Below are 12553 nucleotides of genomic sequence, written 5' to 3' on the forward strand. Positions count from 1 at the left end.
TTGGCCACCGCTGCAGAGTCGGGTTGCAGGCGTTTCCAGTGCGGAAGAAACCCATGATCGCAACCGTTAGAAGTGTGAATCCGATTAAAGCCTTCTTTTTGTTCGTTTTGTCCTTCGCTTGTTTTTGCGCTACAAGCGCTTTGTCCCAAAACTCAGTGCCGCAAGTCGTTCTAACGGATGAGATCGTCCAGCGCATAGAAACACAGCGCGCAGCCGATCAGGTGTTCGCGGCTGACTATCAGGCAATGATTGACAGTGCAGAAGCGCATTTGCAGTCGCCTACTATTGTTGAGGCAGTTCGGAATGGAGATGGTCAGCTTCACGAAGCTTTTCGTGGATTTGGACAACGTCCGGTCGAACGCCTCACCACACTGGCTTTGGCTTGGCGATTGACCGGTGACAGTCGCTATGCCGATCGCGCCAGAACCGAGCTCTTGCAGTTTTCGGAACTGGAAACATGGCAGCCCGCACACTTTCTGGGATTAAGCCGTGTCACATTGGCGGTGTCGCTCGGATACAGTTGGATTAGTGACAATCTGGACGAAGAGGATCATCAGACTATTCGATCGGCACTTGTTGAGAAGGGGCTGAAAGAAGCCGCAAAAATCTACGATCTGGATACGCTCTATTATGATAAGGGTTGGATCGCCCCCCAACGCTGGGTGAACCCAGTGTCTGTTCCCGCGTCGCTTCCTGATGGGACGGCTACCGCAGATATCGCCTGGCCCGTTGCTTCCTTCAACTGGAACATCGTTTGCAATGCAGGAATGATCGTCGCTGCTCTGGTTGTGTCAGAAACAGAACCGGAACTGGCTGATCATATTATTGAGCAGGCTCAGGTTTCACTTAGAAATGGGTTGGCAATGTTTGCTCCGGATGGTGCATGGCCAGAAGGACCGATGTACGGGGCTTTGTCCGCCCGGGACGCGGCAGTATCGTTTGATGCGCTTGTTTCCGTCCTCGGGCACGATTTTGATCTTTCGCGAATGGTAGGTTTGGAGGAATTCGGGGAGTTTCTGATCCATGCGTCTGGACCAACTGGCATGCTGTTTAACTTTGGAGACAGCGATACAAGCACTGACCTTGTTGTGTTGACCTGGTTGGCGTCGCGGTTCAATCGCCCGGGCTACGACATTAAAATGAATAGCAAAATGCGGTCTTCCCATCCAGCATTCGAGCTGATCTGGCAGCAGCGACGCAATAGTGAACCAATCACTGCCCGATCAACATCCTATTGGTCTGGAGGGCTTGGGATCGTAACCATGCGGTCTGGTTGGAATGACCCTACGGCCAGCTATATCGGCCTCAAGGCTGGGCCGCTTAGCAGCCATCACAATGACCTTGATGCGGGCACCTTTGTGCTTGAAGCCGACGGTGTACGTTGGGGGGTGGATCTTGGGCTCGGAAATTACCAATTGCCCGGCTACTTTACTGACAAACGTTTTGACTATTATCGAACGGCCACGATCGGGCAGAATACACTGACCTTTGACATGGCAAATCAAATCGAAACGGGGCGGGCCTATGTTGAGGAGTTGGCGCAGTTTCCAGGTTTCGATTTTGCAATCGCCGATCTTTCAGACGCCTATGGAAAGCCCAAGGGAACGGTCAGACGAGGCATAGCTCTTGTCGATGGAACGACAGTGTTGGTTCAGGACGAAATTAGCCCTGATCAACGGGGGCGGGCGGCGTGGGCAATGCATACCGAAGCGCAGGTAACAGTTGATGGCTCCAAGGCCACGTTGCGTCAGGATGGGAAAGAACTAACCGCGCGCATACTGTCGCCGCCAAACGCCACCTTCTCTCAACTTTCAGCCAATCCTTGCGAAACGGCATTCAATTCTGAATGTGCGATGCAGAATCCGAATTCAAGCGTTACACGGCTCATGATCCAACTTGATCTTGATGAAAGCGACAAGCGTGAAACCATTGTCGTTACTTTTGAACCTGACGCACAGGCCGCAAACAAGCCGGTCATCCCGTTAGGTGAGTGGCGACTGAACGCGACCCTCTCGAACGATGTTGAAAAAAAGCACATTGATCGGTTGCCTGCTGAAAACTCACGATAGGTTTGGGTCAAACTTGAACGACCTCAACCCTGGCTTTAGGCGATGCTGGGTGCGCTCAAGGAATGTAGTACGCACCAGAAGTCGCACTATGTTTGGAAACGAATTGAAGACGGCACCCTAGCGCCTGAGACAGCGCATGGCGACCTTCAGATACGATAGACTCCGCTGCAAATTGTCTGGCTGACCCGATCCAAATTTTTAAACTATACAGCTTCGTGCTCACCACTGCTTAGATATCGGCGCAGGGTTACGCCAAGCCCAAACACAGCTACATCCCCCAGAACCGAGATCGCGCGATGCGCGATCGCAGCGCTTAGACCGGCTCCTTGATCAGTGAAAAGGCCAAGTCCGAGAGCAATAATTCCATCTCGAATACCGATACCACCGGGTGCGCCTGGCATCAGGAAACCGATGACCCAGGCTGTTGAAAAGATTGCGATGCATTGCAATATACCGGCACCACCCTGAGGGTAGATCGCCCGTGCGACACACCAAAGTGACAAACCCAGCATCAAAAAGTTGAAGCTATGCAGAAACAACAGGATCAGGCATTTTGAAAATGTAAGTTTCGGTTTTCCCGCTTTGCGCCAAATCACAATCTGGCCAATCATTATGCAGGCCAGAATTCCGAAGAAGATGATTGTCATCTGTCCATCGAGCCAGGATCCTGGAAGGTCTGCAATTACTGCGGCGACAAGATCGGGCATGGTCAGGAGCACAATTCCGACGACCAGAGCACCGCTGGCGAGCAGAAAACCGATCTCGAGCAACAGAGATGACGCAATAATTGCGGATGGCACTCCATCACTCCGTGCGAGGGCGAAACGTCCCAAAAGGTGGGCAACATTGCCGGGGATGTATTTCCCGATCTGCGATACCATTAACTGACTTTCAGCGCGTGTGCGCGTTAGGGCAACGTCATAGATGTTTAGCGTCACCCCCCAAGCCACAGCACCTACGAGCTGCGACAGCACATAAAGGGTAAACCCACCTAGCAGTGCATAACGGGCGCGGCCTGACCCGAGGTCGAGCACTGCAATGTCTCCTGCGTGTCGAACCAGAATGATTCCGATGAAGATCAGGGCAGCAGCGGTGCCGATATAGCGCAGGGCGGTAGCCATGTGTTTACGTTTTGCGCGCCACTACAAGAAAACCATTTCCAAATTCGGTGTTAAGGAACGGGCGTTGTAGCTGGAAAAAAAGCCGCATGACCGTGACTGCGGGTATGGAAGAAAACACAGGCCAGAAGCGCCGCTCAATGGAACGATCGCTACCGCTCTCGTTGGTAAGGTCGTTCGCTGTTTTACCAGATTTGGCGTTGGTTTCTAATATCTGTCCATAGGCCCGAGCACGCCAATACTCCATAATATTGGCCAAAGGAAAACCGTAGCACTCAACAGTTTCGACGGTGAAGCCGGCGTCCTGAACCGAATGTACTAAAAGTTCTTTACTGTAGCGTCGAACATGCCCTGCCCAAACGTCGGCCGCATTCCAGCGGGATGGGTGCGCAGGCGTCGACAAGATCATTGTTCCACCGGGTTTCAGATAAGTTTGCCATTCTCTCATGGCCTCAATATCTTGCTCCAAGTGCTCAATCACTTCAAATGACATGATCAGGTCGAAGGAGTTTTTCCAGTCCGGGTCAAGCTCGGCAAAGAGTGTCATAGGGCTGGCTTGAGTGTTGAGTTTATCTGCCAGTTCAAGGGCCTGCTGCGAACGATCTACGCCATAAGCTTCAAAACCCTGTTCTGCCAGTTCTGACAATAGCGCAGCCGGTCCGCACCCGATGTCAAGCACTCTGCAAGGCATCAGATTTTTGAGATGCCGCATAACCCGATCACGCCTTAGAAGATACCGCGGCGCGGGCACCCAATTGGATTGCGGCAGTGCCGGGCCAAAGTGCCTGTGATAGATGGCAGAAGCACTATGCTCTGCGGAATTAATGGCGGTATCAGTCATGTCGACCACAGTTTTATCCGGCTTGAGGTGCACAATGAAACAAGTATCCGCAAAGAGTCCGCGCGATCTCATGCGGCTGGGCCATTTTCAGTTTGTCTTCAGGCATTACCGGATAGCCCTCGTGCCTCAATTCAGCGATGGCATCCAGCAGCGCTTCGGGATTTGAATGAGGGATAAGCTTCACCCCGAGAGCTTCGGTGCCGAAAGTTTCGATCATGGCAGGCGAGCTCCGGGTGATCACTGAACGCCCTGACAACAGCGCCTGATAAACCTTGTTCGGCACCACTGACGCAGCCTTGCCAGAGGCGCCAAAAATGCCGAGGCAAATGTCGGCATTTGAAATTGCCTCGGTCAGTTCCTCATAGGGAACCCACTTCTGCCAGGAGATATGCTTATGCTCCGCATCCACCAGAGCTGTCTCGAGCAATAGGCGCTCTTGCCCGGTGCCAATCAGGTGCCAATTGATATCGCGACCTCGACCCGAGGTAGCTGCCGTCAATATCGTTTTAAGCCCATGCAGCGGGATGAGCTGTCCATAAAACAACACTCTAGTGGGACCGTCGTGGCGCGCAGGAGGAGGCAGACGCTGGAAGGATCCCGGCTCAGCTCCCACCGGCACTGCTCCAATCCTGGATTCAGGCAAATTGAAGATCCGTGCAATATGCTCGGCATGCGCCTTAGTATCGAGCAAGACATGATGCGCTGCCCGGCAGGCCAGCCATTCAGTGACCCAAAGCATCCGGCCCGGCAGTGACTTGGCCCCAACCATACTTCGATCGTTAACGACAGTGTCGTAAAGCGAAAGGAACATGTCCCAGGTGATCTGCCGCCGACGTAGCAGGGCAAAGGGCCACAACACCAATGTATCGAGCGCGCCAAGATAGGGAACCATCACTGCATCATGACGAGGCGCACGCAAATAATGCAGGATCAGAAGCGGATAGGCCAAGAGCGCGCTGAACAACACTCGGATCATTACAGCCATGTTCAACTGGCTTTTATCCGCGTGTTTGGGCCAAATCTCTGCGTGGATTTCAATTACTTCTACGCCGAGCTCTTGCAATCCAGTTCGGAGAATTCGAGTACGCGGTTTGCTGAGATCATATGTTCCCCAAAAAATCACCCGCTTGTTGCCGGGCTCAGATGGTATCGGAGTGGTGCTGACCACCGGAGGGGAAAGAGGCATATCGGCATTCATGGCGAAAGCATCCGGAAGCCGGTATAAACCTCTCGATCCAAGCTTTCTGGCGCAACCGGAGCCACACCAGTATCCCAGATCAGCCTGACAGCAACACGTTTCGGTCCGTTGATTGTTACTGCCTTGGCCCCAATGCTAAGAATGTCTCCAGATGCGGCGGCACTTGTATCAATCTGTACTGGCTGGCTGGTTTCGACCCGATACCTCCCGGGGAACGGAAGTGCCAATTCAACCGGTTCGCCGGTCAGCGTCATTGATCCTCCGGCAAGCCAAATCGATCCCGAATAGTGCACATATGACTCGCGTAATATCTTGTGGTCCTCAGGCAGCAGCACAGGCTCGGCTCCATTGGCCGAACTTGGGTCCATCGTCAGCGTCAGAGCAGTTTTGTTGGCGATAAGTAGAGGTGGCTGCTGTTCTGCGATGATTCTGGCAAATACGGGCTGGCCCGCCGCCTGATAGCGTGCAACGCCCCAGCCTGACATGAAGAAACCAGGATTCGGGAAACTTGCGATCATGTGGCTGTCATCAATATAGGCGACCTGATCTGGGAACAGGCGATGAATTTCCGCAATAGTGGCGCGTTGGTTTCCTGCACGATCTTGCAGTGCTAGGGCTGCCTGGACAAAAAGCCCCGCAAGCATCACCATCACCAGTTGTGCCGAGCGTCGTGATGATCCAAGCCTCTGTGCTCCGATCGCGACGGCTACCATCAGGAGTGGGGTAGCGAAGGGGTAAAAATAGACAAAGGCATTGCGATAGATCACCACCGAGAGGAGCGGTGCAGCAAAGAGCGCAATCAACAGAACCCGCCGAGCATTCCGACCGGCACACAGTCCGATCCCCACAAGAATGATCTGTGGGAGACTGAGCATAGCCCAACTCATGAATTCAGTTGATCGTGGGAATATGCCGCTTCTTAAAAGCGTCGTATTCAGCGCGTCCTTTGCATTGTTTGCCGTCTGGTTGCCTTCGGCGACGCGGAGGCCAGACGCATGCCAGAGGTAGAATGACACGCAAATGCCAGCCGCCAAGATACCCGCGATAATGATGCGCCGTACCGCTATTCGATCTTCGATCCTCCATATCAGCACGGCCAGAAATGCGGGCAGATAGAGTGCCGATTTGATCGTAACCAGTACGGCCAGAGCGCTCAGAAGCGCTGCCGCCAGTGTTTGCCAGACAGACAGGCGCGTGGTCAGCAAGATTGCAATCGAAGAAGTCAGTAACGCCGCAGCAATGGGATCGGCACGGAAACTGGCGCCATAGGCCAAAACGTAGCCCGAAGTCAGGAAACCCAGAGCAGCGATATCGGCAAATCGCTGTTCGGTAAAATACAGGGCGATACGGTGCACAGAAATTGTGGTCAGCCCGACGCATGCAACCATCACAAGCCGGGCTGCAAATATCTGTTCCATCTCATGACCCGGCAGCGCATCGAGCCATGTGAAACCATGCACGAAGAAGGTCTGCATTGGACGGTCCAATCGACCGTCGAGGAAGGCATGGACATGTGACAGGAAATAGAATTCGTCCCAATTCACATTGTGAGTATACGCCAGCACCAGCATAAACACGAAGACAACGACAATGCTCGCTCGTACCACTCGATCAAGAGTGATAGCCCCTACCAATCCGGCGTTTCGCTGATCGCCTAGCGCCGGATTATCCATTCTCTACCGCCCTGACCGGGTCGAGGGAAATTACTTCAGTAGGTCTAATCGGCGCGCGCAGCAACTCTCGGGCCCGGATGTCTTCCAGCAGACTACGGTTGGTGGCGATAAGATCGGCCAGGATACCAACGGCGAACAGTATCGTGGCCATTGCCAGCAGCACACCGGACAGAACCAGCGACTGAACATGCCCGGCCCCCCCGTCTGTCGCGTAATAATAGAGAAATCGCCCAACCCCGATTAAGCCAGGCAAGGCGAATACTGCCGAAAGCGTCAGGAAGAACTTCAATGGCGCGTAGATCACAAAAACGCGCAGAATAGTTCTTGCTGAGCGGGTGACATACTCTCCGATACCTCTGAACAGACGAGACGGGCGTGTTACCTTGTTGACCCGAACAGGCACCGAGGTCATCGGGATATGTTTGCGTCCGGCCTGAATGATGGTTTCCAGAGTGTAGGTATAAGTGTTGACAACACAGAGTCGGGCAGCGGCATCTCGGGAATAGGCGCGAAATCCGCTGGGCGCATCAGGGATTTCTGACTTGCTAGCCAGTCGCACGACCCAACTGCCCAGCCGTTGAAGGGTTTTCTTCAACGGCGAGAAGCCCTCGATCTCTCTGATCGGGCGAGCGCCGACCACGATTTGTGCCTTACGCTTCAGTATCGGATCAATCAGGGCCGGAATGTCGTCAGCGCAATACTGATTGTCTGCATCGGTGTTGACGATCACATCCGCGCCCAATGAAAGTGCATACTCGATGCCGGCACTGAACGCACGGGCGAGGCCGACATGGCTGCTCATTTCCAGAACGTGATCAGCTTTGGCGTTCCAGGCGACTTCAACGGTCCGATCGGTGGAGCCGTCGTCGATGACCAGTACTTCAACTTTACTGACGCCAGGAATCGATCGGGGAATTGCCGCGATCGCTTCGGCAAGGGTTTCCTCCTCGTTAAGCGCCGGTATTTGGACGACAAGCATCATGATCATGCCACATTGATAACTATTGAGTGCAATTACATTTTATTTTGGGACAAAATTGTGTCCAAAAGGGGTAATTGTTGAGCCATCTGAAACGGTTGAAACGCTCCTTTGAAACAATTCGTATGAATACTCGATGGTTGGTGCGTTATCGGTGTCGACCGAAAACTGCGTTACTCTAAATCCGTGAATTGCGACCAGCCGTCTTTCTTCTCAAATCAACTTGACGCTGTAAATCGCTTCGAGCGATCAAGAGATCAACTCATTGGTGCCGATCAGTTTTACTCACGCCCGGCCTGGAATATCCATTCTGTGTGAGGATTCGCCTTCACGTCTTCCAACATTTTTAAGACCTCGGCTTTCCATCCAGCTTTGATCTTTAAAGCCAGTTGAGACGGCGGCCGGTGGTTGGGTTCAAGGATCGCGTATTCATATCTGAGCGGTTTCTTGAATGGCAAAAAAGCGACCTTTCCGTCGGACAGGTTCAATTCTTGCTCGGTCACGACGGTCAGCGGATCAACGATGCTGCAACATTGCCCGGAGCTGACGAAGGGGATGAGCGGCTGAAAATACTGGCAGGTCACTGTCGGATTGTACTCAGCACCGACCTCCTCGAATTCCTGCCGGATTTTGCGCTGGAATGGGTGTGACGCATGCAAGCCGCCCATGGGCGTATCGTTCAGATCAGACAGTGTCAGGCTCTTACGCGAAGCAAGTGGGTGGGTGCGGTCAATGGCACAGAAGCAATCTGCTTTGATTAGTTCGGCAGAGTACTGCGGTTCTTTGCCCGCTGAATGTTCGAAATCAGCAAATCCGAAGTCGATGTTCTGGGTCCCTGCAAGCTCCATAATCTGAGGTGAACTGCGGGTGGAAAGAGTGATGCGAATATCGGGGTTTTCTCCGACCGACTGGCTGATGAAACGCGGGAACAAAAAGGCGGACGGGCCAGGCATCGTTGCGATGTTCAGGCTGCCTGCATGCCCTTTGATCAACCCTTCCATTGTGCTGGAGATGGTGGCGAGACGGTCCAGAATGCCTGTGGTTTCGGCCAGAAGGTAGTGCGCTTCAGGAACCGGAACCAGGCGTCTTCCCTTGCGTTCAAACAGGGTCAGTCCCAGCGTTTTTTCCAAGTTTTTCAACGCAAGGCTAATCGCCGGCTGAGTGCGATTCAGTTTCTTGGCAGTTTGCGAGATAGAGCCGGTCTCCATCACTTCGCGAAACACTGTGAGCTGCATAAGGTTCATGGTTAATGTATAAATAAAACCTTAGTTTTGTGAAGTATAAAAAATTTGCATTTATGCGAATCGTCTCTACGCTGAGGAGATCGAATTCGGGAAAACCGAATCCAGCGATCCAACAACGGAGATGATTATGAAATTCGTGAAATGTTTGACTGGACTGGCCTTGGCAGGCGCGCTTGCCGCCCCTGCGCTGGCGCAGGATCCAACATTCTTCCGCATCGGGACCGGTGGCGCAGGCGGAACCTACTTCCCCATCGGCGGCACCATCGCCAACGGAATTTCCGCCCCTCCGGGATCGCGTCCATGTGAAGAAGGCGGCCAATGTGGCGTTCCGGGGCTGATCGCGATTGCGCAATCCACAACAGCGTCTGTATTCAACAACGCCGCCGTGCAGAATGGTGAGCTTGAGGCCGGTCTGGCCGCGGCTGATGTGACCCGATCGATGTATCTGGGTGAAGGCAAGTTCGAGGGTAAACCTCATCCCAACCTCCGCATCGTTGCAAATCTGTTCCCCGAGGATCTGCATCTCGTACTGCCCGCTGGTCAGACGATCAACGACCTGGGCGATCTGGAAGGCAAACGCGTCGGTATCGCACAGGCCGGATCGGGTACGCAGGTTGCAGTTTTGCAGATGCTCGACGCCTGGGGCGTGAATCGCGACAATATGGATGAAGCCGAACTGAACAACAGTCAAAGCGCCGAGCGTTTGGCTGACGGTCAGTTAGACGCCTATTTCTACGCTGCGGGCTGGCCAGTTGCTGCGATGGTACAACTGTCCTCGACCAAAGGCATGAACCTGCATTCGTTCAGCGATGAAGATCTGGCCAAGATCAACGAGATCATTCCGGCCTATATCCCTTCGGCCATTCCGGGTGGTGTCTATGAAGGCATAGACGCGGAAACCAAGACCCCTGCGGTCAGTGCTATGTTGGTCGTGTCCTCGGATCTGTCTGAAGATCTGGTCTATCAGCTGACCAAAGCCCTGTGGAACGACAACACCCGCAAGCTACTGGACAACGGCCATGCCAAGGGTAAGCAGATCACGCCCGATACCGCGCTGGATGGTGTAGAGGCGCTGGGTGTTCCACTGCATCCGGGTGCCGAGAAGTTCTACAAAGAAGCCGGACTTCTTCAGTAAACGCAACAAACTGAACCGTATCGTCGGTGCCCCTATGTGGGGCACCGCACACTTGAACTATGCGAAATCGGGAGGCCATCATGTCCGAGACCCAGAAACTTGATGACCACGAATTGACAGCCGAGGAACTAGCGGCCATCGAAGAACAGTTCGATGAAGGGGCCGCGGTCCGGCAGGTGACGCCCACCACAGGAAAAGTTCTCCGTGTTGTGGCCCTGATTTTAGCGTTCTACGAGTTCTTCACCGCCGGATTCGGCCTGCCCGCAGACCACTGGCACATGGGCATCTACCTCGCCCTGCTGTTCATTCTGGTCTATGCCACAATCCCGATTGTTGGGGCAAAGAGCCTTTATGCCCTTAAGGTCAGCCGGTTCCGCATCGGTAACATCCCATTATATGACCTGGTTTTCATGGCGCTTGGCATCATTGCCGCGCTCTATGTTGGCGTAGCCTGGCGCGGCATTCCGTTCCTTGGGATCGAGGAACAGACGTTCCGGATGGGCAACCCCAACAACTATGATGTATTTCTGGGCGTCGTCATTATCCTTTTGGTGCTGGACATTGCTCGGCGCACGCTGGGCTGGGTGCTGCCCCTTATCATCTGTGTTTTCATCTCATACGCCCTGCTGGGGCCATACTTCCCCGGACTGCTGCAGCATCCCGGCGTGAATTTCAAAACCTTCGTATCGTCGATGTATTTTCCGCAGGAAGGTATCTACGGCGTCACGCTCTGGGTGGTTTCGACTATCGTCTTTCACTTTGTTTTGTTCGGCGTCATCGCGCAACGCACCGGTCTGGGGCAGCTGTTCATCGACAACGCGACTATACTTGCGGGCCGTTATACAGGTGGTCCTGCAAAGGTATCGGTGGTCTCATCGGCCTTCTTTGGCACGATCTCGGGCTCATCGGTGGCCAACACCGTTTCGACTGGTGCGCTGACCATCCCCAATATGAAACGCCTCGGATACCCGGGCCATTTTGCGGGCGGGGTTGAGGCTGCGTCCTCGGCTGGCGGCCAGATCACCCCGCCGATCATGGGCGCTGCGGCCTTCATCATGGCCGAGTTTCTAGAGGTCCCATACACCACCATTGTGATCGCGGCCATTTTCCCGGCGATCCTGCACTATGTCGGCGTCTTCGCCGTTGTGCACCTGATGGCGCGCAAGCTGAACCTGAAAGGCTTGGCGAAAGAGCAACTGCCGCAACTCAAAGCCGTCTGGGCGGAAGGTTGGGCCAATATCGTGCCGCTGATCGGTTTGCTGGTGGTGCTTTTCACGGGCTACACGCCGTTCATGTCCGCTTTCTGCGGTATTTCTCTGGCGGTCATCGCGGGCATGTCGCGGATCAAGCAACCGCCAACGCTGATCTATGCCGCCGCTTTTCTGGCCTTTGTGCTTTGGAAGTTCTCGGATGGCGGGTTCGACCTGACCATGACCGCAATCCTATGTGGTCTGTCTGTTATCGCCACGCTCAATCCACAGAAACGGATTGAAGTGCCCGAGATGCTGCAGGCGGTCGAACTGGGCGTGAAATACTCGCTGGCTGTTGGAGCGGCTGCGGCTGCGGTCGGTATCGTGGTCGGTGTGATCAACACCACGGGCATCGGCTTTCGCATTGGCTTCATGGTGACACAGGGCGCTGGCAATCTAGCGTCTGACCTGTACAACATGATCTCGTTCGGCAGTTTCCAGCTGTTTGCCATGGAAGACCTGCAGCTGTTCATCTCGCTGGTCTTTATCGCCATCGTCTGCATCCTGATGGGTGCGGGCATCCCGACCACAGCGCTGTACATCATGCTGGTATCGGTCGCACAGCCCGCGCTGGCGCAGTTGGGCGTTCCTCCGATCGCCAGCCACCTGTTCGTGCTCTATTACGGCGTGGTGTCCGAGATCACACCGCCGGTCTGTACATCCGCCTATGCGGCTGCGGCCATTGCCAACTCGAACCCGTTCCGCACTGGTCTGTCGGCGTTCACGCTTGGATTGGGCAAGGTGATCGCGCCGATGGCCTTTGTCTACGCGCCGGTGCTGCTGTTCGTATCCTCAACCGGCTTCGATTTCTGGGAGTTCACATACACCGCATCCAGTTGTATCGCCGGGGTCATCGCCCTGTCGGCGGCGGTCGTGGGCTATTGGCTAAAACCGATGAATATTGCGGCGCGGATTCTGATGGCCCTTGCCGGGATCATCTTTGTCGCACCCAGCCTGACGGCAGATTTGATCGCGCTGGCCGTGGCCTCGCCCGTCATCGTCACTCAGTTGATCGCGCGCAGCCGCAGCCAATCTCCGGCCTGAAG

The 12553-nt window shown here is 54.4% G+C and carries 9 protein-coding genes; 3 read left to right on the plus strand and 6 right to left on the minus strand.

The features are described 5' to 3' along the window. Window positions 1-53 precede the first annotated feature (53 nt). Window positions 54-2069: a heparinase II/III domain-containing protein gene (locus ACR0AU_RS07125; protein WP_480795470.1), complete on the plus strand. Its 2016-nt coding sequence runs from the start codon at window positions 54-56 to the stop codon at window positions 2067-2069. A 203-nt stretch (window positions 2070-2272) separates the two neighbouring features. Here the strand turns inward: ACR0AU_RS07125 and ACR0AU_RS07130 are convergent, their stop codons facing one another. From ACR0AU_RS07130 to ACR0AU_RS07155, 6 genes are all read right to left on the minus strand, one after another. Continuing rightward, window positions 2273-3190 carry a lysylphosphatidylglycerol synthase domain-containing protein gene (locus ACR0AU_RS07130; protein ID WP_170732651.1) on the minus strand — a complete coding sequence of 306 codons (918 nt, stop codon included), beginning with the start codon at window positions 3188-3190 and terminating at the stop codon, window positions 2273-2275. A 4-nt stretch (window positions 3191-3194) separates the two neighbouring features. Beyond that, window positions 3195-4028, minus strand: coding sequence for a class I SAM-dependent methyltransferase (locus ACR0AU_RS07135; RefSeq protein ID WP_170509141.1), 834 nt, complete (start codon window positions 4026-4028; stop codon window positions 3195-3197). Window positions 4029-4041: 13 nt separating this feature from the next. After that, complete coding sequence (locus ACR0AU_RS07140) at window positions 4042-5226, minus strand: glycosyltransferase (protein ID WP_480795471.1); 1185 nt, start codon at window positions 5224-5226, stop codon at window positions 4042-4044. Next, a complete protein-coding gene (locus ACR0AU_RS07145) occupies window positions 5223-6899 on the minus strand; it encodes a hypothetical protein (RefSeq protein ID WP_480795472.1) in 1677 nt (558 codons plus the stop codon). Before ACR0AU_RS07145 ends, ACR0AU_RS07140 begins: the two co-directional genes overlap by 4 nt. Then, window positions 6892-7881, minus strand: coding sequence for a glycosyltransferase family 2 protein (locus ACR0AU_RS07150; RefSeq protein WP_170395047.1), 990 nt, complete (start codon window positions 7879-7881; stop codon window positions 6892-6894). The genes ACR0AU_RS07145 and ACR0AU_RS07150 overlap by 8 nt, the downstream gene beginning before the upstream one ends. Window positions 7882-8159: 278 nt before the next feature. Next, window positions 8160-9101 carry a LysR family transcriptional regulator gene (locus ACR0AU_RS07155; RefSeq protein ID WP_480502950.1) on the minus strand — a complete coding sequence of 314 codons (942 nt, stop codon included), beginning with the start codon at window positions 9099-9101 and terminating at the stop codon, window positions 8160-8162. A 148-nt stretch (window positions 9102-9249) separates the two neighbouring features. On the opposite strand from ACR0AU_RS07155, the gene ACR0AU_RS07160 reads away from it, so the two are divergent. After that, window positions 9250-10257, plus strand: coding sequence for a TAXI family TRAP transporter solute-binding subunit (locus ACR0AU_RS07160; RefSeq protein ID WP_170394045.1), 1008 nt, complete (start codon window positions 9250-9252; stop codon window positions 10255-10257). An 80-nt stretch (window positions 10258-10337) separates the two neighbouring features. Then, the gene (locus tag ACR0AU_RS07165) at window positions 10338-12551 is read left to right on the plus strand and encodes a TRAP transporter permease (RefSeq protein ID WP_480795473.1); all 2214 of its coding nucleotides are present in this window, start codon (window positions 10338-10340) and stop codon (window positions 12549-12551) included. Window positions 12552-12553: the final 2 nt, after the last annotated feature.

Source organism: Ruegeria sp. CG1, assembly GCF_056537265.1.